At 67.4% G+C, this 26,085-nt stretch carries 23 protein-coding genes and 1 pseudogene; 10 read left to right on the forward strand and 14 right to left on the reverse strand.

The annotated features are described in order from the left end of the window. Positions 1-195 precede the first annotated feature (195 nt). On the forward strand, positions 196-2,919 hold the full coding sequence (locus OCUBac02_RS06280) for a TIGR02302 family protein (RefSeq protein ID WP_173044249.1): 2,724 nt from the start codon (positions 196-198) through the stop codon (positions 2,917-2,919). 144 nt (positions 2,920-3,063) lie between these two features. Here the strand turns inward: OCUBac02_RS06280 and yddG are convergent, their stop codons facing one another. Then, positions 3,064-3,924 (reverse strand): aromatic amino acid exporter YddG, encoded by an 861-nt coding sequence (yddG, locus tag OCUBac02_RS06285; RefSeq protein WP_173044251.1) that lies wholly within the window; start codon positions 3,922-3,924, stop codon positions 3,064-3,066. 265 nt (positions 3,925-4,189) lie between these two features. On the opposite strand from yddG, the gene OCUBac02_RS06290 reads away from it, so the two are divergent. Continuing rightward, positions 4,190-5,392 (forward strand): MFS transporter, encoded by a 1,203-nt coding sequence (locus OCUBac02_RS06290; protein WP_047574377.1) that lies wholly within the window; start codon positions 4,190-4,192, stop codon positions 5,390-5,392. Positions 5,393-5,661: 269 nt separating this feature from the next. Here the strand turns inward: OCUBac02_RS06290 and phbB are convergent, their stop codons facing one another. Genes phbB through OCUBac02_RS06305 form a run of 3 tightly spaced genes read right to left on the reverse strand, consistent with a single transcriptional unit; the run spans position 5,662 to position 7,841 of the window. After that, on the reverse strand, positions 5,662-6,387 hold the full coding sequence (gene phbB, locus OCUBac02_RS06295) for an acetoacetyl-CoA reductase (protein ID WP_173044253.1): 726 nt from the start codon (positions 6,385-6,387) through the stop codon (positions 5,662-5,664). A gap of 42 nt (positions 6,388-6,429) precedes the next feature. Then, on the reverse strand, positions 6,430-6,645 hold the full coding sequence (locus tag OCUBac02_RS06300) for a DUF1737 domain-containing protein (RefSeq protein ID WP_173044255.1): 216 nt from the start codon (positions 6,643-6,645) through the stop codon (positions 6,430-6,432). 17 nt (positions 6,646-6,662) lie between these two features. Continuing rightward, the gene (locus tag OCUBac02_RS06305) at positions 6,663-7,841 is read right to left on the reverse strand and encodes an acetyl-CoA C-acetyltransferase (RefSeq protein ID WP_173044257.1); all 1,179 of its coding nucleotides are present in this window, start codon (positions 7,839-7,841) and stop codon (positions 6,663-6,665) included. A gap of 308 nt (positions 7,842-8,149) precedes the next feature. On the opposite strand from OCUBac02_RS06305, the gene phaR reads away from it, so the two are divergent. The 3 genes from phaR (at position 8,150) to OCUBac02_RS06320 (ending at position 10,646) form a co-directional block, all read left to right on the forward strand. Next, a complete protein-coding gene (phaR, locus tag OCUBac02_RS06310) occupies positions 8,150-8,752 on the forward strand; it encodes a polyhydroxyalkanoate synthesis repressor PhaR (RefSeq protein WP_173044259.1) in 603 nt (200 codons plus the stop codon). Between the two features lie 330 nt (positions 8,753-9,082). Continuing rightward, a complete protein-coding gene (locus tag OCUBac02_RS06315; RefSeq protein WP_173044262.1) occupies positions 9,083-10,144 on the forward strand; it encodes a helix-turn-helix transcriptional regulator in 1,062 nt (353 codons plus the stop codon). 103 nt (positions 10,145-10,247) lie between these two features. After that, a complete protein-coding gene (locus tag OCUBac02_RS06320; protein WP_173044264.1) occupies positions 10,248-10,646 on the forward strand; it encodes a hypothetical protein in 399 nt (132 codons plus the stop codon). 347 nt (positions 10,647-10,993) lie between these two features. Here the strand turns inward: OCUBac02_RS06320 and OCUBac02_RS06325 are convergent, their stop codons facing one another. After that, positions 10,994-12,685: an EAL domain-containing protein gene (locus OCUBac02_RS06325; RefSeq protein ID WP_173044266.1), complete on the reverse strand. Its 1,692-nt coding sequence runs from the start codon at positions 12,683-12,685 to the stop codon at positions 10,994-10,996. A gap of 172 nt (positions 12,686-12,857) precedes the next feature. Here OCUBac02_RS06325 and OCUBac02_RS06330 point away from each other — a divergent pair, with 172 nt between their 5' ends. Beyond that, positions 12,858-13,070, forward strand: a complete 213-nt coding sequence (locus OCUBac02_RS06330) for a hypothetical protein (protein ID WP_047582800.1) — start codon at positions 12,858-12,860, stop codon at positions 13,068-13,070. 220 nt (positions 13,071-13,290) lie between these two features. Here OCUBac02_RS06330 and rpmF read toward each other — a convergent pair whose 3' ends face one another. Next, a complete protein-coding gene (rpmF, locus tag OCUBac02_RS06335) occupies positions 13,291-13,476 on the reverse strand; it encodes a 50S ribosomal protein L32 (protein ID WP_047582212.1) in 186 nt (61 codons plus the stop codon). A 170-nt stretch (positions 13,477-13,646) separates the two neighbouring features. Further along, entirely contained in the window at positions 13,647-14,315 is a 669-nt protein-coding gene (gene mtgA, locus OCUBac02_RS06340) for a monofunctional biosynthetic peptidoglycan transglycosylase (RefSeq protein ID WP_173044268.1), read from the reverse strand. A 128-nt stretch (positions 14,316-14,443) separates the two neighbouring features. Between mtgA and OCUBac02_RS06345 the strand changes: the two genes are divergently transcribed. Then, positions 14,444-15,391 (forward strand): polyprenyl synthetase family protein, encoded by a 948-nt coding sequence (locus tag OCUBac02_RS06345; RefSeq protein WP_173044270.1) that lies wholly within the window; start codon positions 14,444-14,446, stop codon positions 15,389-15,391. Here OCUBac02_RS06345 and catB read toward each other — a convergent pair. The 3 genes and pseudogenes from catB to OCUBac02_RS06360 all read right to left on the reverse strand — a co-directional run bounded on the left by catB (position 15,388) and on the right by OCUBac02_RS06360 (position 18,751). Then, positions 15,388-16,042: pseudogene (gene catB, locus OCUBac02_RS06350) on the reverse strand (type B chloramphenicol O-acetyltransferase). The gene OCUBac02_RS06345 and the pseudogene catB sit on opposite strands and share 4 nt — an antisense overlap. Before the next feature lie 143 nt (positions 16,043-16,185). Further along, a complete protein-coding gene (locus tag OCUBac02_RS06355; protein ID WP_173044272.1) occupies positions 16,186-17,427 on the reverse strand; it encodes a chromosomal replication initiator protein DnaA in 1,242 nt (413 codons plus the stop codon). 31 nt (positions 17,428-17,458) lie between these two features. Further along, positions 17,459-18,751 carry an adenylosuccinate synthase gene (locus OCUBac02_RS06360; protein WP_173044274.1) on the reverse strand — a complete coding sequence of 431 codons (1,293 nt, stop codon included), beginning with the start codon at positions 18,749-18,751 and terminating at the stop codon, positions 17,459-17,461. 305 nt (positions 18,752-19,056) lie between these two features. Between OCUBac02_RS06360 and OCUBac02_RS06365 the strand changes: the two genes are divergently transcribed. Together OCUBac02_RS06365 and OCUBac02_RS06370 are read left to right on the forward strand one after the other, a co-directional pair. Then, a complete protein-coding gene (locus OCUBac02_RS06365) occupies positions 19,057-20,256 on the forward strand; it encodes a M20 aminoacylase family protein (RefSeq protein WP_047577541.1) in 1,200 nt (399 codons plus the stop codon). A 133-nt stretch (positions 20,257-20,389) separates the two neighbouring features. After that, positions 20,390-20,974: a tyrosine phosphatase family protein gene (locus tag OCUBac02_RS06370; RefSeq protein ID WP_047577543.1), complete on the forward strand. Its 585-nt coding sequence runs from the start codon at positions 20,390-20,392 to the stop codon at positions 20,972-20,974. Positions 20,975-21,110: 136 nt separating this feature from the next. On the opposite strand, the gene OCUBac02_RS06375 is transcribed toward OCUBac02_RS06370, so the two are convergent. From OCUBac02_RS06375 to OCUBac02_RS06385, 3 genes are all read right to left on the reverse strand, one after another. Next, positions 21,111-22,799: a mucoidy inhibitor MuiA family protein gene (locus tag OCUBac02_RS06375; RefSeq protein ID WP_173044276.1), complete on the reverse strand. Its 1,689-nt coding sequence runs from the start codon at positions 22,797-22,799 to the stop codon at positions 21,111-21,113. Between the two features lie 151 nt (positions 22,800-22,950). Then, entirely contained in the window at positions 22,951-23,268 is a 318-nt protein-coding gene (locus OCUBac02_RS06380; protein WP_173044277.1) for a DMT family transporter, read from the reverse strand. A 314-nt stretch (positions 23,269-23,582) separates the two neighbouring features. Further along, entirely contained in the window at positions 23,583-24,464 is an 882-nt protein-coding gene (locus OCUBac02_RS06385; protein ID WP_047575336.1) for a type 1 glutamine amidotransferase, read from the reverse strand. 113 nt (positions 24,465-24,577) lie between these two features. Here OCUBac02_RS06385 and OCUBac02_RS06390 point away from each other — a divergent pair, with 113 nt between their 5' ends. Continuing rightward, positions 24,578-25,486, forward strand: coding sequence for a DMT family transporter (locus OCUBac02_RS06390; protein ID WP_244639117.1), 909 nt, complete (start codon positions 24,578-24,580; stop codon positions 25,484-25,486). Here OCUBac02_RS06390 and OCUBac02_RS06395 read toward each other — a convergent pair whose 3' ends face one another. Next, on the reverse strand, positions 25,487-26,011 hold the full coding sequence (locus tag OCUBac02_RS06395; protein ID WP_173044281.1) for a PAS domain-containing protein: 525 nt from the start codon (positions 26,009-26,011) through the stop codon (positions 25,487-25,489). Positions 26,012-26,085: the final 74 nt, after the last annotated feature.

Raw genomic sequence — 26,085 nt, forward strand, 5'->3', positions numbered from 1 at the left:
CTGCCCTCTCCCTCCAGGAGAGGGCTCCCCGCGCTGTCCGCGTTCTTCCTGTCCGGGCATGGCGTGTGCGTTCGTTCACGAAAGGCGGAGCGCTGTGCGTTGGTGGGTCTTCGCGCTGGCAATGCCACATTCCCGTGCTAGCCTGATTTGGTCAGGCGAGTTCAGACGGAAATGGGGGCTGCCCGGAGCGATGGCATGAGCGAGGCAGAGCGCCGCAAGGCGCCCGACACGATCGACGGCATCCGGCAGCGGCTCAGCCGTCTCGCCGCCGCGTCGCGCCTTTCGCACGGCTGGGAGCGGCTATGGCCACGGCTGTGGCTGCCGCTCGGTGTCGTCCTCGCCTTCCTCGCCGTGTCCTGGTTCGGATTGTGGACGTTTCTGCCCTGGTATGGGCGGATCACCGGCGTGTCCGCCTTTGCCGCAGCCTTTGCCGCAAGCCTCTGGCACGTCGCCCGCCTCGTCCTGCCGACGCATCGCGATGCGCTGACGCGGCTCGACCGCTCCGTCGCCGACGGCCACCGCCCGGCCTCGTCGCTGGAGGACAGTCTCGCGATCGGCTCGGCCGATCCGGTCTCGCAGGCCTTGTGGAAGCTGCATGTCGAGCGACAGAGCCGGCAGGTCGCCTCCCTGCGCGTCCAGCCGCCGCAGCCGCACATGGCCGGACACGACCGGCGGGCGCTGCGCGCCGTGCCGCTGCTTGCCGCCGTCACCGGCTTCTTCGTCGCGGGACCCGAGGTCACGCAGCGCCTCTCCGCCGCCTTCGACTGGAAGGGGCCGCCCGCCATCGCCGCCTCGACCCGGATCGACGCCTGGATCGATCCGCCGGCCTATACGCGCCTGCCGCCGATCCTGATCGATTTCGCCAAGCTCGCGAGCCCGAACCTGAGCGCGCCCGAGAAATCGGTCATCGTCGTGCGCATCGCCGGCAAGACGAACATGGACGTCGCCACGACCGGCCGTCTCGACCTGATCAAGCCAGAGGCGAAGGAGGGTGGAGGCAAGGGAGCCGAGGCGAAGGATGCGACCGCGAAGCCCGCCCAGCCGGTTGGCCCGCAGCAGGCCGTGCTGGAGAAGCGCTTCACGCTCGCCGGCAACGGCACGCTGAAGCTCACCGGCAGCGGAGCACCCGGAACCACGCTCACCATCACCTCGATCCCTGACCAGCCGCCGATCATCGCCTTCACCGATCCACCGAAGCCGGTGACCGGGGCGCAGTCCGGTGGCCTGGGCATCACCTATAAGGCCAAGGACGATTACGGCATCGCCTCGATCGAGGTGAATGTCTCGCGCCCGGATACCGCCAGGGGCGGGCGTTCGCTGGTCGAGCCGCCGAAGCAGAACCTCGCCGTGCCGTCCTCCGCCTCGGGCGAGGAGGAGAACAGGAGCACGGTCGATTTCTCCGCCCATCCCTGGGCCGGCGCCAGGGTCAGGATGGTGCTGATCGCCCGGGACGAAGCCGGGCAGGAAGGCCGCAGCGAGCCGCTCGAGGTCGTGCTGCCGCAGCGCACCTTCACCAAGCCATTGGCCAAGGCGCTGGTCGAGCAGCGCCGCAAGCTCGTCATGGATGTCGAGGACCGCTCCAGGGTGCAGCTCGCCATGGATGCGCTGATGATCGAGCCCTCGCTCTTCATGAAGGAACCGGGCGTCTATCTGGGCATGCGGATGCTGACCGAGCGCCTGCGCCGCGCCGCCGGCGACGATGCCCTGCGCGAGGTCGCCGAGCTGATGTGGGCGATGGCGCTCCAGCTCGAGGACGGCGACATGTCCGATGCCGAGCGGGCGCTCCGCCAGGCGCAGGAGAACCTGCAGCAGGCATTGGAGCGGGGGGCTTCCGAGGAGGAGATCAAGAAGCTCACCGACGAGATGCGCCGGGCCATGGATAATTTCATGCGCCAGCTCGCCGAGCAGATGATGCGCCAACAGCAGCAGAACGGCGATCGCGATCAGGCCCGCCTGCCCGAGAATTTCCGCACGGTGACGCCGCGCGACCTGCAGAACATGCTCGACCGCATCGAGGAATTGTCGAAGCGCGGCGACATGGCCGAGGCGCAGCGCCTGATGGAAGAGCTCAACCGGATGCTCAACAATCTCCAGATGGCGCGCCCCGGCCAGCAGGATCCGCGCCAGCGCGAGATGAACCAGGCGCTCGGCGATCTCGACCGGATGACACGCGACCAGCAGAATCTGCGCGACGAGACCTATCAGAAAGAGCAGCGCCGCCAGCAGGGCCAGGCCCAGCGCGGCCAGCGCCCCGGCCAGCAACAGGCACGGCCCGGCCAGCGCGGCCAGCAGGGTCAACAAGGCCAGCGCGGCCAACAGGGCCAGCGTGGCCAGCAGCCGGGGCAGCAGCCCGGCGAACAGGGCGAGGACGGCGAAGGCGGCGAGGGCATGCAGGGCCAGAACGGCCAGGGCCTGTCGCAGCGCCAGCAGGCCTTGCGCGAGCGCCTGCAGGATCTGCAGCGCCGGATGCGCGGCATGGGTGCGCCGCAGAATGGCGAGCTCGACGAGGCCGAGGACGCGATGCGCGAGGCGGAAAGCCAGCTCGGCCAGGGCCAGGGCGAGGGCGCGCTCGATGCGCAGGGGCGTGCGCTCGAAGCCCTGCGCAAGGGCGGGCAGAATCTCGCCCAGCAAATGCAGGGCCAGCCCGGCGAGGGCGAAGGCGAGGGGCAGGCTTATGGCGAGCCGGACGGGCGTCCCTCCGGCCGGCCCTCGGCGCAGCAGCGCGGCAGCGAGGATCCGCTCGGCCGGCCGCAGCGCCAGCGCGACTGGGCCGATGGCCGGGTCAAGGTGCCCGGCGCCGACGAGAGCGCGACCCAGCGGGCGCGGCGCATCCTGGAGGAGTTGCGCAAGCGGCTCGGCGATCCGCTGCGTCCGGCCGAAGAGCTGGACTATCTGGAGCGGCTTCTGCGCCGGAATTGAGCCGGGCTGTGCACTGGCGGCCAGGGTGAACCGTCATGCTCGCCCTTGTGGCGAGCATCCACGTCTTGACCACCCGCGTTGCCTGACGGAAGTCGTGGATGGTTGGGACAGGCCCGACCCTGACGATGACGTCTGATGGATGCCTCAGGCCTTCCGCCCGCCGTCGCCGCTCGCCACCAGCGCCCCGACCACGATGAGCGCGCAGGACGCTGCGAGCAGCCAGCTTGAAGGTGCATAGCCGAACAGCACGAGGATCAGCGTCGAGAGCACGGGGGCGGCATAGGAGGCGACGCCGAGCAGGGCGATGTCGCCCTGCTTCATGCCGATATCCCAGACGACGAAGGCGAGTCCGATCGAACCGAGGCCGAGGCCGAGCACGCCGCCCCATTCCACGGATGTCAGCGGCCAGAGCGTGCTCTCGAAGGCGAGATGGCAAGCGAGGGCCGGCACCGCGCAGCCCAGCATGGTCACGCAGAGGCTCTCCGAGGGCACGTTGGCGAAGCGGCGCGAGGCCACCGAATAGCTCGCCCAGACCAAGGCGCCGAGTGCGGCCAATACATGCCCGAGCGCCAGTCCGCCGCCGCTGCCGAGACCGCCGGAGACCAGCAGACCGGTCGCCACCAGCCCGATCAGCGCGCCGACGAGATGGCGGGGCTTGAGCCTGCCGCCCGGCAGCAGCGCGGCGAAGAGCACGATCAGCAGCGGCCAGAGATAATGAATCAGGTTCGCCTCGGCCGGCGGCGCGGTCTTCACGGCGGCATAATAGAGCGCGGTGTCGCCGAACGGGCCGTAGAGCCCGAGCGCGAAGGAGGCCGGCGTCGGACGGATGCGCGAGAGCTGCCCGCGCAGCGCCGTGATCGCGAGGATCAGCAGCCCGCCGATGACGAAGGTCATGGCGACGAGCTGAAAGGGCGGGACACGGCCCGACATCGCCGTGAACAGCGCCAGCGTCGACCAGAGCAGGATGGCGCAGAAGCCGATGATGGTCGCGGTGCGGGAGGTCATGAGCGGGCCGGGTATGAAGACCGCGCGGCGATAGCAGGTTTCGCCGGGCTTGCCGATGGGGACTTCTTTTCAGCTTGGCGTCATTCTCGGGCTTGACCTGAGAATCTCAGGATAGGGAGGCGCGGCAGCCTCCTCCGGCAAGAGATGCCCGGATCAAGCCCGAGCATGAGGCATGAATGCTGCGCCGCAACCCAGCCTTGCAGCCATGGGCGTCATGCTCCCGACCCCGTTGACCATGAACAAAAGCAGGCTCATTGCCTGCATCATGACCACGATCCCGCTGCAATCCGTCGCTCGCCGTCCGCTGATGCCGGTTCTGGCGGCGCTCAGCCTCGCGCATCTGCTGAACGATCTCGTGCAGTCGATGATTCCGGCGCTATATCCGTTGTTCAAGGAGAACTATCAGCTCGATTTCGTGCAGATCGGCCTGATCACACTCGCCTTCCAGGTGACCTCGTCGCTGCTGCAGCCGATCCTCGGCTTCGTCACCGACCGCAAGCCCTGGCCCTATGCGATGGTCGCCGGGATGTGCTCGACGCTGGCGGGCCTCTTGATGCTCTCCTTCGCCCATAGCTACGCCATGGTCCTGCTCGCGGCGGGGCTGATCGGGCTGGGCTCGGCCGTGTTCCACCCGGAGGCGACGCGGATGGCGCGCCATGCCGCGGCCGGCCGGCAGGGGTTGGCGCAGGGCGTGTTCCAGGTCGGCGGCCATATCGGCTATTCGGTCGGCCCGCTGCTGGCTGCGGCCGTGGTGATGCCGCGCGGGCAGGAGAGCCTGTCCTGGTTCTCCGGCGTCGTACTGGTCGCGATGCTGGTGATGGGCTGGCTCGGCTCGCGCTATTCGGCGATGCGGCGCGAACAGAAATCGTCGTCGAGCCATGCCGATGAAAGCGCGAGCCACGGCCTGCCGCGCGGGCGCGTGCTGCTGGCGATGGCCGTGCTGGTGATGTTGCTGATCTCGAAGAACGGCTACACGGCCGCCTTCACCTCCTATTACACCTTCTACCTGATCGAGCGCTTCGGCATCGAGATCCAGCTCTCGCAGATCATGCTGTTCCTCTATCTCGTCGTCGGCGCGATCGGCGTGATCGTCGGCGGCATGATCGGCGACCGGATCGGCCGCGACCGGGTGATCTGGCTCTCGATCCTGGGCTCGCTGCCCTTCGCGCTGCTCTTGCCCCATGCCGACCTGTTCTGGACCGGCGTGCTCAGCATCATCGTCTCCTTCATCATGTCGAGCGCCTTCTCGGCGATCCTGATCTACGCGATCGACCTCGTGCCGCATCGGGTCGGCCTCGTCGGCGGGCTGTTCTACGGCCTGTCCTTCGGGCTCGGCGGGGTCGCTGCGGCGGGCATCGGCCTGCTCGCCGACAAGATCGGTATCATCGAGGTGTTCAGGATCTGCGCCTGGCTGCCGGCCTTCGGCCTGCTGACCTTCCTGCTGCCGAAGGGCGGGCGGCAGAGCTGAGGCGGCTGCCAATCTCCGGCGGGAAACATGTGGGTCATCCCGGGCTTGACCCGGGATCCATTCCGGAACGCTTTCGTTGAAGGTTCAGGCATGGATCCCGGATCTCCGCTTCGCGGCGTCCGGGATGACCCACGCATTTTAGACGAGCACGAAGCCTGGAACCTCGCTATGGCGTGATCGCTTCAAAAGCAAAAGACCCCGGAATCGCCGTCAAGCTATTCCGGGGTCTTTGATTTCAGCCACCCGCGCATGGCAGGCTGCGGGACCGATCAGGCCATGTACTGGCCGCCATTGGCGGAGAGGGTCGAGCCGGTGATGAAGCCGGCATCGTCGCTGGCGAGGAAGACCACGGCGCGCGCGATCTCCTCGGGCTCGCCGAGGCGGCCGACCGGGATATGCGGCAGGATCGACTTCTCGATCACGGCCGGGTCGATCGCCCGCACCATCTCGGTCGCGATATAGCCGGGGCAGATCGCGTTCACGGTGATGCCGGCGCGCGCGCCTTCCTGGGCCAGCGCCTTGACGAAGCCGATATCGCCGGCCTTGGCGGCGGAATAGTTCACCTGACCCATCTGGCCCTTCTGGCCGTTGATCGAGGAGATGCAGATGACGCGGCCGAACTTGCGGGCGCGCATGCCTTCCCAGACCGGACGGGTCATGTTGAACAGCGAGTTCAGGTTGGTGCCGATCACGGCGTTCCACTGATCCTTGGTCATCTTGTGGAACATGCCGTCGCGGGTGATGCCGGCATTGTTGACCAGGATGTCGACCGGGCCGAGATCGGCCTCGACCTTGGCGATGCCGGCGACGCAGGAATCATAGTCCGAGACGTCCCATTTATAGGTCTTGATGCCGGTCTCGGCGGTGAACCTGGCCGCAGCCTCGTCATTGCCGGCATAGCTCGCGGCGACGCTGTAGCCGGCCGCCTTCAGACCTTTCGAGATCGCCTCGCCGATGCCGCGCGAGCCCCCCGTAACCAATGCCACCTTCGCCATAGGCCAGTCTCCCTTTCAGATGATTCCTGCGGCATTTCGCCGTTATTGTTCAGACAGTTCGAGCGTGGGCGCGTAATCCGCGTCCACGTCCTTGACGATGGCCTGGCCACAGATGACCCGGCCCTGGACCGTATCGAAGGTCAGGGTGGGCTGGCCGTAGAGCGACCAGCCGAGGCTCAAAGCCTCGGAAACCCGATGACAGAAGGAGGCGTCATCGGGGCCGGTGAGATAGCGGTAGAGCGTCGTGCGCTTCGCCATGGGCGGGGCGCTTTGTCTCAGCGCTCCACGGCCATGGCGACGCCCATGCCGCCGCCGATGCAGAGCGTGGCGAGGCCCTTCCTGGCGTCACGCTTGGCCATCTCGTGCAGCAGCGTCACCAGCACGCGGGCGCCGGACGCGCCGATCGGATGGCCGATCGCGATCGCGCCGCCATTGACGTTGACGATGTCCGGATTCCAGCCGAGGTCCTTGTTGACCGCGAGCGCCTGCGCCGCGAAGGCCTCGTTGGCCTCGACAAGATCGAGATCGCCGACCTTCCAGCCGGCCTTCTCGAGCGCCTTGCGGGTCGAGGGGATCGGGCCCGTGCCCATGATCTGCGGATCGACGCCGGCCGTCGCCCAGGAGGCGATGCGGGCGAGCGGGGTCAGGCCGCGGCGGGCCGCTTCCTTGGCGGTCATGATGACGAGCGCGGCGGCGCCGTCATTGAGGCCCGACGCGTTGCCGGCGGTCACCGTGCCGTCCTTCGAGAAGGCTGGGCGCAGCTTGGCCATGGCTTCGATCGTGGCGCCGTGGCGCGGATACTCGTCGCTGTCGACGACGATGTCGCCCTTGCGGGTCGAGATGGTGACCGGGGCGATCTCGTCCTTGAACCTGCCGGCCTTCTGGGCGGCCTCGGCCTTGTTCTGCGAGGCGACGGCGAAGCGGTCCTGCTCCTCGCGGCTGATCTGATACTTGGTCGCGACGTTCTCGGCGGTCGTGCCCATGTGGTAGCCGTGGAAGGCGTCCCAGAGGCCGTCCTTGATCATCGTGTCGACGAACTTGACGTCGCCCATCTTGGTGCCGGCGCGCATATAGGAGGCGTGCGGGGCGAGCGACATCGATTCCATGCCGCCGGCGACGATGACATTGGCATCGCCATTGGCGATCTGCTGCAGGCCGATCGCGACGGTGCGGAGGCCGGAGCCGCAGAGCTGGTTGAGGCCCCAGGCGGTCTTCTCCTGCGGGATGCCGGCGGCCATGGCGGCCTGGCGGGCCGGGTTCTGGCCCTGGCCGGCGGCAAGCACCTGGCCCATCACCAGCTCGTCGACCTCGGCGGCCTCGACCTTGGCCCGCTTCAGCGCTTCCTTGATCGCGACGGCGGCGAGATCATGGGCGGGAGTGTTGGCAAAAGCGCCGTTGAAGGCGCCGACCGCCGTGCGGGCCGCACCGACGATCACGATATCCGAATCTGCCATGAGAGGGTTCCTCGCTTTGTTGTTACGGTTGCACCGCTCCCGCCGGCTCAACCGCTCACCGCCACCTTCGAAGCCCGCCGCGGCGCCGTCAAGACGGGCAAGAGGCGAAATCGTCCGGGGCGTCGCCAATCGAGTGACGTAACGGAGGGCGTATGCCTGCGGTTGCAGGGGCTTCGGCTGATTTTTGCAGCGCCCGCTCAAAGAGCTTGCGGTGCAGCACCGACAGGCTATCGTCTGGCCATGGGAGATCGTTTCGCCGAGCACGCCGGAGCCACCGGCGGCCGCGGATCAACGTCAAGCAGGACCTGATGGCCAGCGACAAAGAACCGACCGTCATCAAGAAATACGCCAACCGGCGTCTCTACCACACGGGCACCAGCTCCTACGTCACCCTGGAGGACCTCGCCGGGCTCGTGCGCTCGGGCGAGGATTTCGTGGTCTACGACGCGAAGTCGGGCGAGGACATCACCCGCTCGGTGCTGGCGCAGATCATCTTCGACGAGGAGGCCAAGGACGGGCAGAACCTGCTGCCGATCGCTTTCCTGCGCCAGCTCATTCGCTTCTACGGCGACAGCATGCAGGCGCTGGTGCCGCGCTACCTGGAGTTCTCGATGGAGAACCTCACGCAGGAGCAGAACAAGTTCCGCGAGCAGATGGCCAAGGCCTTCGGCGGCTCGGCCTTCGGCGGCAACGCGCTCGACGCCATCCAGGCGCAGACGCGGGCGAACATGCAGATCTTCCAGGACGCGTTCCGGCTGTTCAACCCGTTCACCGCGGCGGCGCAGGCCAAGCAGGAAGCGGCCGCCGGGGCGAAGCCCGCGGCGGACGCGGCCAGCGGCGATATCGGCGATCTCAAGCGCGAGCTCAACGAGATGCGCGAGCGGCTGGACAAGCTGTCGCGTTCGCGGTGAGGTTGGACTGACGAATTGGGGCCGCGCTCTCGGGGAACGGGGGCGCGGCTTTTTGTCAGGCGGATGGTCGATGTCGTGGATGTCTGGGTTTGAGTCTATTGTGGCGATCGCACGGTGGACCGGAGTGAGACATTGCCGACGGCTAGAATTTTGCGGCCGGCGGCGTTGAGGCTGCCCCTGAGAGCAGAGCGGGAGCGAAGCCGATACGGGCCATTTCTGCTGGAAGCCACGTAGCTGCGGGATGCACTTGCGGTATGTTCATGATTATTATTGCGATAAGAATTGTACCCGCCTGAAACGATGTTCGACGCTCCCGAAACGACATCGGACTTGATCGACCTGATCTACGCTTCTCTGGTCGGCGAAGCGACGTGGCAGCAATTCCTGAACAAGCTGAACGAGGCGCTTCCCGGTGCGGCCTCTACTTTGTTCTTCCATCAGCATCGCCCAGGTCACGGTGCCGCCGCGCTCGCCTCGGGGTTCGATCCAGTCGCTTTGCGCGATTATTCCGCGCACTACTCAAGTATCAATCCCTGGATGAAGAAGCTGGCCGAAACCCCCGTCGGGATAGGTATCATCGGAGAACAGCTTATCGATCGCGGCAGCTTTCTTCGGCACGAATACTACAATTTCATCAATGATTTTGGCTTTGAGACTGGCATCGGTGCGACCCTGTTCCACGATGCCGGTTGCTCGTTCCTCATCAGTACGCTGACCAGCAGTTCGGATCCGGACAGGAATTACGCCGCTGCCCAGCAATTGACGGCGCTCGCGCCACATCTGCGCCGGGCCTTTCGGCATTATCGCAGCAACCGGTTTCATAGCCCGGAGGCCGGAATCTCGGCTTCGCTGTTCGAGGCGCTCGATGTCGGCGTCATCGTTGTCGGCGAAGGCATGAAGATCAGGACTGCGTCCTCGACTGGCCGGAACTGGCTTGAGGAAGGCGAACACGTTCGTGCCTCCGCACTTGGCACGCTGCGCGTCGTCGACCCGGCAGGACAGGAGATCCTCGCGACGATGCTGGCGCGGGGCGGTGCCGGTCCAAGGACTTGGACCGTCTATCTTCCGGGAGCCAAGCTTTCGTTCGCCCGCGTCTTGCAGGATGAGATGTCGGAGTACTTGGCCGGCATCTCCGTCATCCTGCTCGTCGAGGCCTTCCCGAAGGCTCTGCAGCCCGACGATCTGGCAATCCTCGCTCGCGCCCTTAAACTCTCCAACGCGGAAAGGCGGGTTTTCATCGGGATCGCCAATGGAAAATCAATTTTGCAGATTGCAGATGAAGCAGGGCTGACAAGGGAAACCGTCCGCAGCCAACTCAAGGCGGTCTACGCGAAGACCGGTGTCAATAGCCAGGCCGGCCTTGTCAGGCTCGCGACTTCGGCTCGTTTCTGAAGCTTACCTGCCCCGCTCTTCCTTCACCCGAACGGGGGAAGACCCTGGTCTGCCGCAACGGCTAGCTGTTGCCGAACTCAGAGCGGGATAAAGGAACGCTTCCATGACGCTATCGGTAGGTAGGACGCTCCTCGTCGCAGCACTTGCGACGATCGTCTTTCAGGGGCATGCATCGGCTCAACGTTCGGACAAGGACGGCTGCTACAGTGCACCTCGCCAATGCGTGCGGGGGCAGGTTCAGTGGCTGGAGAACGGTCGTCTTCTCTCGGCTCGCATGACCAATAATTGCGGCTCTCGGGTCTACATCAAGTTCTGCATCCACCGTGCCAACGGCACGCGGGATTGCGGCGCCGACGGCCTGCCGCCTGGCCGGACCAAGGTCTGGTCCACGAGCAACGCCGACCGCCGCATGATCGCGCGCTTTCGATATATCGGTTCGCTTCAGGGGGGTAAGGACTGGGTCTGCGCTGGCCGCTCACCGAACTGGAACGCGCCGCTTTGACATTGGAAGGGTTTGCAATCTCATCAATTCCGATGCCGGCATAACGAACGGTGATTTCCGGCTTGGAGTTTTTTTGGCCGTACTGCAGGCGTGCCGTTTGTTCGCTTGCAGATCAAGGCGACCTTCGTCGGCCAAGAGCACTGGCAAGTTGATCTGTTTAGAGCATTTTTGAGCGAAGCGGACGCCGGTTCGCGTGCAGAAAATGCGTTAGAACAAGAGCTTGGAGCAGTTTCGCGATTCGCAGAATTGCGGAACTGTTCTAGAGGCAGAGTCTCTCAGCATCCGTAAAGCGCTGAAAGCCGGCAACGGACCAAGCGCTTGGAGGTGTGCCTGAACCGACGCCCGCCTCAGCCCGTCGCCAGCCGGCGCGGCGCAGCCTGCAACGGCTCGACCGTCTCCGCCCGCCCCACGAGATGCCCCTGCAGATAAGTGACGCCCCAGTCGCGCAGCATGCTCGCCTGCATCTCGTCATCGACCCATTCGGCCACCGTCTCGACGCCGAGATGGCCGGCGAGTTCGACCAGCGTGCGGACGTAGAAGCGGTCGTCGGTCGAGCGGCGCAGGTTCTGGGTGAAGGCGCCGTCGATCTTGAGGATGTCGATCGGGAAGGCGCGCAGGTGCCGGAGCGAGGTGTGGCCGGCGCCGAAATCGTCGATGGCGATGCGCGCACCCTGTTCCTTGATCCGGCCCAGCAATCTGGCGATGCGGCCGGGATTCTCGATCGTCGCGGTCTCGGTGATCTCGACGATCAGGCGCGAAGCCTTGCCGCGCGCCGCGGCCGTGCAGGCGACGAAGGCGTCGAACCATTCGGGGTCGTGCAGCGAGCGTGGCGAGACATTGACCGAGAGGGTGAGATTCGGGTCGGCGCCGAGCATCTCGATGGCGAGTTCGAGCACGCGCTGGTCGAACAGCCGGACGAGTCCGCGCCGCTCCAGCATCGGTATCAATTCGGCCGAGGCGAAGTAGAGCCCGGTCTCGCTTTGGCCGACGCGCAGCAACGCCTCGTGGAAGGCGACCTCGCGCGAATGCGTCCGGACGACCGGCTGCAGGGCGAGGCGCACGCGGCGGTCGTTCAGCGCGGCGATGGCCTGGACGTCGAAGCCGGTCTGCTCGCTGCCGGGGCTGCGGCGCGGCTGCGGCCTGGCCATGACGGCGGTATCGATCGCCCCCGCGCGGGCGCTGGCGAGGGCGCCTTCCGCCGCGGCGAGCAGCGCGCCGCCATGGGAGCCGAGCTCGGGGGCGCTGGCGGCGCCGACGCGCAGGCGCACCAGCGCGATGCCGCGGCTGGTCTCGATCGCCGATTGGGCGACGACCTTGATGAAGCGGCGGGCGGCGGGCTCGACCTGTTCCGGCGGGCAGCCGACCAGGAGGATCGCGAAGCTGTTGCCGGCATAGCGGACGAGATGGTCGCGCCGGCGCGTCACCGAGCGCAGGCGCTCATGCACGGTGCCGATGATCTCGTCGGTGGCCTCATGACCGAAATCGTCGTTGAGCCGGGCGAGCTCGTCGATCGCGGCGACGAGAACCACGACCGGCCGTTCCGCCGGTAGGTGTTCCTGCAGGGCCATGCCGATTCGCTCGACCAGGGCAGGGCGGTCGCAGAGCTCGCTGCCGAACTGTTCCAGCTCGTCGGCGCGGGCGGCGCGTTCGAGCCTGAGCACGCCGCGGGCGCTCGCCGGATAGCCGTCGCTGCCCGCGAACCAGCGGCCGGTATCCTCGGCCCACATCTTGCGGCCGGCGAGATCGATGGCGTAGCGGGTGCGATAGATGACGCCGTCGCCGGTGTCGTGCTCGCTGGAGCAGAAGATCGCGTCGTAGCGGCTCGGTCCGCTGCCGGGCTCGACCAGGCCGGCGAAGGCGAGGCCGCGCTGCATCGCGGGTTCGGGAATCACGCCGAGAACCTCGCGGGCATTGGGGCCCCAGCTCAGGGCGTCACTCTGGATGTCCCAGCCATAGACCACTTCGCCGATCGAGGAGAGGATGCTGCGGGGATCAACCGGGCTGCCGTTCTGGAAGCTGAAGATCGACGGGGAGGGCATCGGTCGGCCTCGATAGGGCGGCCGCGGAACTCCGTTCTGGAGCCTCGTCGCCCTGTCCATGAGATGGGAAGTGCTTCGAAACGATGCGGTCTTTTGGATTAACGCCGCGTTAAGGCTGGCCAACGCCTTGCACTAACGACTCCGTCACAAGTTGCGTGTGCCGGAGTGATACATGGCGGAAGCCGGAAGCTCGACCGAATGGAACGCCGCCGATGCCAGCTCATCGGCGCTGGTGCTCCTGCAGGCGGCAGCGGCGCGGGCTGAGATCGGCCCCTTTGCCCGGCGCGGGCGGGCGAGTCCGCAGGCGGCGGCGGGCAGCTATCAGGCGACGGCGCGGCTTGCCGCCCCGGCAGCCGGTACCCGTCTGCAATGGGCTCGGAGCTGAAGGGCAATCCGCCACGTCATGCTCGCCCTCGTGGCGAGCATCCACGTCTTGAACACGACGCTCGATGACGGACGACGTGGATGGTCGGGACAAGCCCGACCATGACGGCGGAGGCCCGCAACAGGCAGTGCGTGGAAGGCAAAGAAAAACCGGCCTTGCGGCCGGTTTCAAGCTTCCATCGGCAAGCCGGCATCGCTGCCGGCACCGATAACCGGCCGCCTCAGGCGTCGGTCTTGACCTTCAGCACCTGACGGCCGCGATACATGCCGCTCTTCAGGTCGACATGGTGCGGACGGCGCAGCTCGCCCGAGTTCTTGTCCTCGATATAGGTGGGCTGCTTCAGGGCGTCGGCCGAGCGGCGCATGCCACGCTTCGACGGCGACGTCTTTCTCTTCGGAACGGCCATTGTACTCTCCATCGTGCCACCGCCCGGACGCTGGCCCCAAGGCCAAGCATCCGCCACGGCGACGGATCAATCTCGTGAGGCGTTGGCCATACACGGTCGGGGCGCGGATTGCTAGTGCCGAATCCGGATTTCTTCGCCGGCTGGCCGAGAACGCCCGGCGATCCTGCCGGTCAGCCGGGCAGGGCGCAATCCCCGAGCGCTCCGAGCTGGCCGAGCCGGCGCAGGCTGCGGCCGGCGGCTGATTGCAGGGCGCGATTCGGCTTGGCCGGATTGCGCAGCAGCGGATTGGGCAGCGCCCCGGCAAGCCTGGTCGCCTCGGCAGGGGTCAACCGCGCCGCCGGTTTGCGGAAATAACGCTGGGCCGCGGCCTCCGCCCCGAAGAGGCCTTCGCCCCATTCGGCGACGTTGAGATAGACCTCCATCACGCGCGGCTTGCCCCAGGCGAGGTCGATCGCCATGGCGAGCGGAATCTCCAGCCCCTTGCGGATGTAGGAGCGGCCGGGCCAGAGGAAGACGTTCTTGGCGGTCTGCATGGTCAGCGTCGAAGCGCCGCGGCTCGGCCCGTCATCGTTCTCCAGTACCTTGTTGAGCTCGACCCAATCGATACCGCCATGGCTGCAGAAGCGCTGATCCTCCGAGGCGACGACGGCTTTGATCAGGTGCGGCGAAATCCGGTCGAGCGGCACCCAGTCGCGTTCGACGGGCTTGAGCACCAGCCAGCGGCCGAGCATCAGCGTCGAAGGAACGGGGACGAATCGGTAAAGCAGGATCAAGGCCGTGAGGGCGAGGAGCAGCCAGATGGCGAACCGGAAGCACAGGCCGAGAATCCTACCCAGCACCTTGCTTCACCCCCTGCTGCCGTTCCATCGGTCCGACCATCATGGGCGGGACCCGAGGCGGTGCAGCTTGACGATGCGACGAACGTCCGGCAAGGCCCCCCTTCCGGCAGCGAACGCGAGACCAGCGCATGAGTTCCGTCACTCCTTCGGCAAGCTCCGGGGATCTCGACGCCCGGCTGGCGCAGAATGCTGCCGCCATCGAGACGCTGCTGGAGAGGCTGCTGTCCGATGTCGCGGCTCCCGGCGAGATTGCGCGCCCTCCGCGCCTCGTCGCCGCGATGCGGCATGGCGCGCTGGCCGGCGGCAAGCGGCTGCGGCCCTTCCTGACGGTCGAGACGGCCCGCTTCCTCGGGGTTTCCGCCGAGCAGGCCCGGCGCGCCGGTGCCGCGGTCGAATTGCTGCACTGCTATTCGCTGGTGCATGACGACCTTCCGGCGATGGACGACGACGACCTGCGCCGCGGCCGACCGACCGTGCACAAGGCCTTCGACGAGGCGACCGCGATCCTGGCTGGCGACGCCCTGCTGACGCTCGCCTTCGAGGTGCTGGCCGACGAGGCGACGCATCGCGACGGTGCGGTGCGGGCAGCGCTGGTGACATGCCTCGCGCGGGCCTCGGGACTCGGCGGGATGGTCGGCGGCCAGATGCTCGACCTTGCTGCCGAAGGGCGCTTCGAGGCCGTGCGCGGCGCGCTTCCGGAAGCCGAGATCCGCCGGCTCCAGGCGATGAAGACCGGGGCCCTGCTGGCGGCGAGCGTCGAGATCGGCGCGCGGCTCGGCGGCGCCGATGCGGCGGCGCTTGTCGCGCTAGGCCGCTATGGCCGGGCGCTGGGGGCGACCTTCCAGATCGCCGACGACATCCTCGATGTCGAATCGGATGCCGCGCAGATGGGCAAGGCGACGGCCAAGGACGCCGACAAGGGCAAGGGCACGCTGGTCGACGCGCTCGGCCTCGACGGCGCCAAGCGCGAGCGCGACCGGCTGAGCGCCGAGGCGGTGGAGGCCTTGGCGAGCTTCGGCCCGGATGCGGATATGCTCCGGGCCGCGGCGCGGTTTGCGGCGCAGCGGAAGAGCTAGGACGCTTCTCCTCCGGCCCCGGCCTGCCCCATGCGCCAGCGGGCATGCAGCCCGCGGATGTCGCCCGAGCAGAGCAGGCCCATGGCGGCCTCGATGTCGTTCAGCGGCCAGTCCCACCACGCCATCTCGAGCAGCAGGGCGATGTCCTCGTCGCCGAAGCGCTTGCGCAGCGGCCTTGCCGGGTTACCGCCGACAATGGTGTAGGGCTCGACATCCTTCGTCACCAGGGCGCGGCTGCCGATGACGGCGCCATGGCCGATCCGGATTCCCGGCATGATCATCGCTTCGGCGCCGATCCAGACATCGCTGCCGATGACGGTGTCTCCGGCCTTGCGGAAGGCATCCTGCGCTCCGGCGAAGGCAGGCTCCTCCTTCATGTAGAAGAAGGGGAAGCTGGAAACCCAGTCGTTCCGGTGTCCCTGGTTGCCGGCCATCATGAACGAGGCGCCGGTACCGATCGAGCAGAAGCTGCCGATCACGAGCTTGTCGACATCGGCGAGTTCCGGCCAGAGATAGCGAGCGCAGTCGTCGAAGGCGTGGCGGTGATAGTAGCCGGAATAATAGCTGTAGCGGCCCGACGCTGATATTGGGGTTAGTGACCTGCTCGGAGAGCAAGCGGCCCTTGAACGGGCTTTCGAAGGCATTGGTCATGATCTCGTCCTGCCGGCCGCGATACAGCCGGCTTCCATTGAAAGCTGATAGGAATGCCACGCGGGCGCCGGAGGGCGCGCGCAGCGTTTCAGGGCTTCCGCCGGGATCTTCGGGCGAGGATGGTGTTGCCGGTGGCGCTCATGTCAGCGCCAGCGGCCGAAGGCGTCGGCGAGCGTCTGGCTGCCGGAGACGCCCTTCTCGAAGGTGATGATGCCGCGCCGGCCGGAGGCGAAGCGCACGGGCACGTCGATCCAGCTGCGGTTGAGGATGAGCTCGACATTGCGCTCGACCTCCACCGGTACGTTCGACAGGGCCGCGACGAAGAGATTGTCGCCGAGCGCCGAGTTGATCGCAGAGAGCGGCGCGCCGCGCTCGCCTTCCGCGGTCTTGAACTGGGGTACGCCGACTTCCTTGACGGTCTGGGACGCCGGGTCGCCGGTGCTGGTGAAGCGCAGCCCGATGATATGCGAGGCCGGGAAGGCCGAATCGGTGTTGCGGCGGATGGTGAAGTCGAGGGTCAGGCCGACATCGGGAATCTCGACCGTCGCGCGCACGATGGTCTCGATCGGCCGGCCCTGGCCGGCGCTTTCGCTGTCGAGGCGCCAGAACACGCGTCCGGTCGTGGTCTGCGGCTGCTGCGGGGTCTCGGGCACCTCGACGAAGAGGACGGCGCGCTGGGCAACCGCGATCTCGCCGCTGGGCTGCGGCACGGGAATGCCGGGCGTGGCGCTCGGCTGGCTGCCGGCGGCCCGATTCTGCTGGGGCGCGCCGGGTTCGCCGACACGCTCGGCGATCTTGCCGGCATTGTCGGGCTGCGGGGCCGGCGACCTCTGCGCGGTTTCGCTGCTCGGGCGCGGCGTGTCCTGAGGCCGCAGCTTGTGGACATAGATGGCGGTGGCCGCGATGGCGGCGACGGCGACCGCGACGACACCGCCGACGACGGCGGAGCGGATATGGCCGGGCTTGACCCGCGGTTCGCGCGGCGGCTGCACGCGCGGGCGCGCCACCTGCGGCTCGGCCGGTTCCGGCAGCGGCTCGCCATCCTCCTGTCCGGCGGCGGCGGGGAGCGGCGCGAATTCCGGCGCCTTCCTCGGCGTCGGCGGACGGATCGGCGACGGCGGGCTCTCGACGGTGCGGATGACCGGACCGTCCGATGCCGGCGGCGGGGCCGGCGCATCGTCGTAATCCGCCTCGATCCGGGCGACCGCCTCGTCGAGCGCCAGGCGCTCGCGCATGATCTCGGCCTCGCTCAGTGGCGGGTCGAGCCCGCGCAACTGCGCGACGAGCGCGGCCCGCGCCCGGTCGTAGATGGCGCGCCGGGCCTCGGGGGAGGTTTCGGGCAGCCCGGCGACCGCACGCGCCAGGATCGGATAGAAGTCGGCCATTGGCCTCACTTGTCGCTGATGGCGGGTCGCGTCAACCCTCGAAAGGATTATGGACGAGGATCGTATCGTCGCGCTCGGGGCTGGTGGAGAGCACGGCGACGGTGGCGCCGATCAGCTCCTCGATGCGGCGGACATACTTGATCGCCTGCGCCGGGAGATCGGCCCAGGAGCGGGCATTGGCGGTGGAGCCTTCCCAGCCCTCGATCGTCTCGTAGACGGGCTCGACACGGGCCTGATCGTTCTGGCCGGCCGGCAGATGCTCCAGGATCTGGCCGTCGAGCCTGTAGCCGACGCAGACCTTGATCTCCTCGAAGCCGTCGAGGATGTCGAGCTTGGTCAGCGCGATGCCGTCGATGCCGGAGGTCTTGACCGTCTGGCGCACGAGGCAGGCATCGAACCAGCCGCAGCGGCGCTTGCGCCCGGTGACGACGCCGAATTCCTTGCCCTTGGTGCCGATCAACTCGCCGATCTCGTCGAAAAGCTCGGTCGGGAAGGGGCCTTCGCCGACACGGGTGGTGTAGGCCTTGGCGATGCCCAGCACATAGCCGACCGCCGAGGGGCCCATGCCCGAGCCGGTCGCGGCCTGGCCGGCAACGATGTTCGAGGAGGTGACGAAGGGATAGGTGCCGTGGTCGACATCGAGCAGCGCGCCCTGCGCGCCCTCGAATAGGATGCGCTTGCCGGCGCGGCGCTCGGCGTCGAGCAGCGCCCAGACCGAGGTGGCATAGGGCAGCACCTCGGACGCGATCGCCTTGAGCTGGCCGAGCAGCTCCTTGCCGTCGACCTCGCCGATGCCGAGGCCGCGGCGCAAAGCGTTGTGATGGGCGAGCAGGCGCTCGATCTTGGCTTCGAGCAGCGCCTCGTCCTTGAGGTCGATGACGCGGATGGCGCGGCGGCCGACCTTGTCCTCGTAGGCGGGGCCGATGCCGCGCTTGGTCGTGCCGATCTTCATGCCCGCGTTCGAGGTCTCGCGGAAATGGTCGAGCTCGCGGTGCAGCGGCAGGATCAGCGTCGCATTGTCGGCGATGCGCAGGTTGTCCGGGGTGATCGCGACGCCTTGCGCGCGCAGCTTGCCGATCTCCTCGACGAGATGCCAGGGGTCGACGACGACGCCGTTGCCGATGACCGAGAGCTTGCCGGGGCGGACGATGCCGGAGGGCAGCAGCGAGAGCTTGTAGACGACGCCGTCGATGACCAGGGTGTGGCCGGCGTTGTGGCCGCCCTGGAACCTGACGACGACATCGGCCTGGCTGGAGAGCCAGTCGACGATCTTGCCCTTGCCCTCGTCGCCCCACTGGGCGCCGACCACCACAACATTCGCCATGAGCGAGGTGTCCCTGCTGTTACCGCGTTGCCTTGTGCAAGCGGCCCACGCACATGCAAAACCCCGGCGCAAGGCCGGGGTTTCGGGGCAGGTCCTTGCAAGCCCTCATGGGCCAACACGGCCCGCAGGTCAAGTTTTCCGGCGCGGCAGCACCCGATTTGACTGGATAAACTGCCTGAGCATGGCCGCCCTGCAGCATCTGCGCAGTGATGCTGCCACAATCGGGCGTAAGGGCTATGAGCCGGCGCGCAGCATCGGAGGGGCCATGCCCCGCGCCAGCCACAGGAGAGGGGATTTCACCGACCATGACGAAGCTCGACGCCTGGCTCGACCAGCATCACGCCGCCTTCACCGCGATCCGCCGCGACATCCATGCCCATCCCGAGCTCGGCCTCGAAGAGGTTCGCACGGCCAAGCTCGTCGCCGACAAGCTGCGCGAATGGGGCGTCGAGGTCACCGAGAATGTCGGGAAGACCGGCGTCGTCGGCGTGATCCGCGGCAACAAGCCCGGCCGTGCCGTGGGCCTGCGCGCCGACATGGATTGCCTGGCGCTCGATGAGACGACGAACCTGCCCTATTCCTCGAAGAACCCGGGGCGGATGCATGCCTGCGGCCATGACGGGCACACCACGATGCTGCTCGCGGCCGGGCGCTATCTCGCCGAGAACCGCGACTTCGAGGGCACGGTCAACCTGATCTTCCAGCCGGCCGAGGAAGGCCGCGGCGGTGCCAACGCGATGCTCGCCGACAAGCTGTTCGAGCGCTTCCCCTGCGATGCGATCTACGGCCTGCACAACACGCCCGGCATGACGCCCGGCAGCTTCGGCATCGCCGTCGGCCCGTTCCTCGCGGCGGCCGATAGCTGGAAGGTCACCTTCCACGGCGTCGGCGGCCATGGCGGTTCGCAGCCGCATCGCTCGACCGACATCACCTATGCCCAGGCGCATTTCGTGCTCGGCCTGCAGGGCATCATCGGCCGCAACGTTGCCCCGCTCGACACGGCTGTGATCAGCGTCGGCTACATCCATGGCGGCGACGTCAACGCCTCGAACGTCATTCCCTCCGAACTCGTCATCGGCGGCACGGCGCGCACCTATTCGCAGGAGGTGCGCGACCTCGTCGAGCGCCGCATCGCCGAACTCGCGGCGGCGACGGCACAGGCCTGGGGCTGCAAGGCGGAGGCCCATTACCATCGCGGTACCAGCCCGCTGGTGAACGAGGCCGAGCAGGTGCGGATCGGCGTCGCCGCGGCGACGGCGGCGGTCGGTGCCGAGAAGGTCAACGGCCAGCTTCGGCCCGGCACGGGCGGCGAGGATTTCGCCGAGATGATGCTGGTGCGTCCGGGCGCCTTCATGCGCATCGGCAACGGCGTCAATCCGGACGGCTCCTTCGTCGGCCTGCATACGCCGCTCTACGATTTCAACGACGCGATCATCCCGGACGGCGTGCGCTACTGGGTCGGCGTCGTCGATCAGGAACTCGGGCAGGCCAGGGCGGCTGCGTAAAAGGTCGTCGGTAAACCAGCTGTCATTCCCGGGCCCGGGAATCTCAGGCCGAATGGGGCCCGGGAGCCTCCGTCTGCAAGAGATGCTCGGGTCAAGCCCGAGCATGACGGCCCATTGTCAGCGGAGGCTTGCCATGAAGACCCTATCCATCTCGACCCTGACGATCTGCGGTATCGACGAACTGCCGGGCAACAGCGCCCGCGAGGTGACGCATGTGCTCTCCGTGCTCGATCCCGACCGGGCCGATATCGAGGCCTTCGGGACCTATGGCGAGCATCACCGCGTCACGCTGCGCTTCCACGACATCATCGATCCGAAGCCCGGCCAGATCATGCCGACGCCGGAGCATGTCGGCGAGATCCTGAGCTTCGGCGAGGGCCTGCGCGAGACGGCGACCGGCCGCGTGAAGGGGCATCTCCTCGTGCATTGCCATATGGGCATCTCGCGCTCGACGGCGGCGATGATGACGCTGATGGCGCAGGCCGATGCGGCCGAGGACGAGGATGCGCTGTTCGCGCGCCTGCGCGAGATCCGGCCGCAGGCCTGGCCGAATTCGGTGATGATCGGCTTCGCCGACGCGCAGCTCGGCCGCGGCGGCCGGCTGACGCAGGCGCTGCGGCGGCACTACGCTCACCAGATCGAGGCGCAGCCGAAATTCCGGACCTGGATGAACGATCTCGGCCGCAAGCGCGAGATCGAGATGGGAATGGGGCTCTGATGTTTCGTCATGGTCGGGCTTGTCCCGACCATCCACGTCTTCGCTGGTCGAAGTCCGTGTTCAAGACGTGGATGCTCGCCTCAAGGGCGAGCATGACGGAGGCAGGGTGCCGGGGCTTGGTCGCGGCAATGCCGCCTCACTTCCCCGGCAGCGGCTGTTCCTCGAACGAGAGCTCGCGCTCGCCCGGCCATTTGATGCGGTAGGCGAGCTTGATCTCCTTCTCCGTGCCGGGAGCGAGATCGAAGGTCCAGGCGGCGACGCCGCGCCGGTCGCCGACCTGCTTCTCGGTCGGCGGCGTGGTCTGGGCGGCGATGGTCTTGACCGTGATCCCGCTGCTCTCCGAGAACGGGATGCGCTCCAGCACGGTGACCTTGACCGGCTTGGCGTGCAGGCTCTTTACGACGGTCCGGAACTCGCGCAGGTCGGTGCGGGTCTGGCCGAGCCAGCCCGGATCGTTCTCGCGGCGCTTCACCGGCGCGAAGGAGACCTTGATCCGGTCGTCGGCGCCGAAGCCGAGCTCGACCTTGTCGCCGGGCGCGACGAGGTCGAACCGGCCCATGCCGACATAGCTGCCGTCGCGATGCAGCGCGACGCGGCCGGCCAGCAGCGGCGCCTCCTCGTCATGGACGAAGCCGGCTTCGAGATAAGCCTTCTGCTCGAGCTCCGGCACGGTGCGGGCGGACAGCGTCGCCTCGGCCTCGCGCCGGGTCAGCGTCACCGTCCTGGAGCTGCCGTCCTGCGGGACCGTGGCGCGGCCGGGCACCTGGAAACTCGCCTGATAGGCGCCGGCCTCGATGGTGGCGACCTGAACCTCGGCGGGTTTCGGCGCGACGGCGCGTTGCGATTGCCTGGCCAATGCATCTGCAACAGCCTCGGCTTCGGCCTTGGCTCTGCCTGCCATCGGAGCCGGCGCGGCGCTGACACGTGGGCGGCTTTCATAGACGACAGGCGGCTCGAAGAAGGCCACCTGCATCGGCGTCAGATCCGGCGCGCGGGTGCCGCCGGCCGAGCGCGTGGTCGAAAGCGACAGCGCGACATCGTCCCAGGCCTCGCCGCTGCGCTGGCGGATTTCGGCGCGGCGCGTCAGGGCGATTTCCGGCTTCTCGCCGGTCGTGGTCAGGCGGGCCTCGTAGGTTGGCGTCCAGTTGGCGCCGGTGACGCGATAGGTCACGGTGAACTCGGCCGCGACCGGCTGCGGCGCCTCGACGGCAATCGCGATGTCGCGCTTCGGCGCGCCGGGGCGGCCGGCCTGCGGACGGGCGCGCTCCAGCGCGGCGATCTCGGCCTCGACATCGGCGAGGCGGCTGCGGGTGCCGCGCAACTCGTCCTGGACCTTGACCAGCGCGGTGCCGATCGCCTCGAACACCGCCGGCCAGTCGCCGACGGGTAGGGCCTTGCCGTCCGGGCCGAGCTTGTCGGGGCCGACCTGCGCGAAACGCTCGATCGTGGCGCGCTTCGATTCGATCGCTCCGATCTGGCCGGAGAGCTTCTCCTTCTCGTCGCGCAGCGTCTTGAGCTTCTCCTCCAGCACCGTGTCGAGCACGGGTTTGGCATCGCCCGGCGTGACGCGGACATCGACGGCGCCGACCGAGAAGCTGCCATCGCCGTTCCCCTCGACGCGGATCGAGGCGGGATCGATCGTCGCCGGCAGGCCGCGCAGCACGATCTGCGAGACGCCCTGCAGCAGCTCCGCCTTGCCGAGCCGCGTCACCACCGCGCCGTCCGGAAACACCGTGACGCGGTCGATCCGGCTCGTCAGCTCGGTCTCGGCGGCGCTGGCGAGGCCGGGCGCGAGAAACAGGGCGGCGGCAATATGGCTTCGCATCGAAATCATCCCCTCCGGATCGCAATCACGTCGCCGTGATTGGCGCTGCCGAATTCGGCGTGCCCAAGGCGGAATTGGGCCGGAATGCGGATAGGCGGGGCGGGCGCCGGCCGCGTCCTGCGTTTGCAGGAGCGCTGGCCGATTGCGATCGTCAGCTCGCCGAGAGCTTCATCATGACGAGGCCGGAGACGATCAGCGTCGCGGCGGCGATGCGCATCGGCGTCAGCGCTTCGCCGAGCACGGTCACGCCGACGAGGAAGGCGCCGACCGCGCCGATGCCGGTCCAGATCGTATAGGCCGTGCCGAGCGGCAGCGAGCGCATCGCCAGCGAGAGCAGGGCGAAGCTGCCGATCATCGCGACGATAGTGATGGCTGTCGGCATCGGGCGCGTGAAGCCGTCCGATTGCTTCATGCCGAAAGCCCAGACGATCTCGAGAATGCCGGCGGAAAAGAGATTGAGCCACGCCATAGCGGGTCCCCCAAGGTTCGCCGGGTCGTCCCGGCACATGTCCCAGGTTGGGGGAGGTCGTGGCCTCGCGGGTGCTGATCTAGCGATCGCTTATGGTCGTGGCAAGGGTGAGAGCGGTTGGCCCGCCGAGTGCCATTCTCAGCCCTCATCCTGAGGAGCCGCGTCAGCGGCGTCTCGAAGGATGCTCCAGGAGGCTCCGGAACCAACTGGAGCATCCTTCGAGACGCAAGCCTTCGGCTTGCTCCTCAGGATGAGGGCTGGTGTTCCCGGTCAAACAACCCATGAAAGGGGTTGAGAGGCTCGCCGCCGACCGCTCAGGCCCGCCCGCGGGCGCTGGCATGCGGCTTGACGCGATGCTCCATGAAATTGCGCAGTTCTGTGACACGGCGTTCGGTATCGAGCACCTCGCGGTCGAGGCCATGCGCCCAGGCGAGGTCCTGCCGGTCCGGCTCGGCATCGAGCGTCAGCATGTCATCGAGCCAGGCCTGCGCGGAAGCCTCGTCCTTGCGGAAGCCCTCCTGGATCAGCAGTTGCGTCCTGGGGCGAAGGATCGCCGCGATCTGCTTCAGCGAGAACTCGGGATGGTACTGCACGCCCCAGAAGGTGCCGCCATTATGCTTGATCTCGGCAGCCTGGACCTGGCTGTAGGCGTTGGAGGCGAGGATGGTCGTGCCATGGGCCGGCAGCGCGATGGTGTCGAGATGGATCGCCGGGGCGTCGAAGGCGGCCGGGCGGCTGGCGAGCAATGCGTGGCCGCGGCCGGCTTCGGTCGGCGCGATTCTGCGGGCAAAGCCGGTCTCGCGGCCCTTGGGATTGGGAGTGACGGTGCCGCCGGCCGCGACGGAGCCGACCTGAATGCCCCAGCAGGAGCCGAAGCAGGGCGTGCCGCTCGCATAGATCGCGCGCATCAGGTCGATCTGGCGCGTCACGGGCGGCGCCGTGTCGTAGATGTGCAGGGCCGAGCCGGTCAGGAAGATGCCGTCATAGGATTCGAGGCCTTCGCCGTCGGGCAGGTTGGCACCTTCGTCGGCCGGCAGGCAGATATCGGAGACGATGCCGGGCTCGAACGCCGCGATCTCGGCGGCATAGGCCTCGCCATAGGCCATGCCATAGGACCGGCGCAGCCCTTCGCGCGTGTCGTGCATGTTGCCGTCGACGAAGAGCAGGCGAAGCGGGCGGGCGCTGGTTTCGATCATCGGGACGTTCCGCAGGGATGCGCAGGGCGACGGGCAGGTGTGCGCCCGATCTCATATGAGCCGGGTACACGCAAGGGTATTGCATGAGCCCTTTCTCGCAACAGGGCGGAAACGTGCACCCTACCCAGACCTGGCTGCAACGCGCCTGGGGCAATGCCTATCTGCTGATGGTGTTGACCACCTTGATGTGGGGCTGCAACGCAGTGGCGAGCCGGCTTGCCGTCGGCAACATCTCGCCGATGATGCTGACCTCGCTGCGCTGGGTGGGGGTCTGCGCGGTCATGCCCCTGCTGCTGCGCGAGCAGCTCCGCGAGCACTGGCCGGTGCTTCGGGGGCATTGGCGGCTGATCGCCGTGCTCGGGACGCTCGGCTTCACCACCTTCAATACGCTGATGTATCTCGCCGCCTATTCGACCAGCGCGATCAATATCGGCATTCTCCAGGGCTCGATCCCGGTCTTCGTGCTGATGGGCGCCTTCCTGGTGTTCCGCACCCCGATCACGCCGATGCAGGCGCTCGGCGTCGCGGTGACGCTGCTCGGCGTCGCGGTCACGGCGAGCCGGGGCGACATCCATGTCCTCATGGCCTTCCGCTTCGTGCCGGGCGATCTGCTGATGATCATGGCCTGCGTGCTCTATGCCGGCTTCACCGTCGGCGTGCGCAAACGGCCGGCCGTGCCGGGGCTCGTCTTCTTCACGGCGATGGCCTGCTTCGCCTGCTTGGCGTCGCTGCCCTTGCTCGCAGCCGAGATCGCGCTCGGCCGCTCCTATATTCCGACGCCGCAGGGCTGGCTGATCCTCGCCTTCACGGTGGTCTTCCCGTCGATCGTCTCGCAGCTCTCCTTCATGCGGTCGATCGAATTGATCGGTCCGGGGCGGGCCGGCGTCTTCGTCAATCTCGTGCCGGTCTTCGCGCCGATCCTGGCCGTGCTGATCATCGGCGAGCCCTTCGGCCTCTATCACGCGCTGGCGCTGGCGCTGGTGTTGGGCGGCATCTTCATCGCCGAGCGATTGGGGCGGTGATCAGGTCGGCCTTTCCCTGGTCTCCGCGGCGAGATTCATGCCGAGCCGCACCAGCACGTCCTTGAGCTTTTGCTGGAGCTCCTCGTCGGTGATCTGCCGGGCGATGCTGTAGGCCTGGAGGACATGGTCGGCGACGCGCGATGTCGGCGTCGTCGACTCCGCACTGCGCTGCTTCGTGATGTCGAAGGCCATTCCGACATAGTGCCCGGCGCTGCCCCCCTCGGTGCGGTGGCAGCGGGCAAAGGCGGAAATCAATCGCTCCCCGGCAATGCTGGCGATACGATACTCGCGATGGAAGTCGATCGCCGCAGTGACGCAGCGTTCGATCTCTCGCGCCACGTCTTCCCGGTCGTCGGGATGGATGCCATCGACATAGGCGTCGCATCGCGTCCCACGCATGGCCTCCAGCGGGTCGACATTGAAAAGCGCTGCCATGCGTGCATCGGCATAGAGCCGATCGTTCAGCACATCCCAATACCACATGCCGACGATGGCATTGTCGTTGAGGTTGTCATCCGCGAACAAGGGGGGCGGTTGCCAGAGCCCCCCTCTGAAAACCGAGCTGACCATGTGCTTCCCCCCAAAGATCAGACTGGAAG

Source organism: Bosea sp. ANAM02, assembly GCF_011764485.1.
In the GTDB taxonomy this organism is placed as follows: domain Bacteria; phylum Pseudomonadota; class Alphaproteobacteria; order Rhizobiales; family Beijerinckiaceae; genus Allobosea.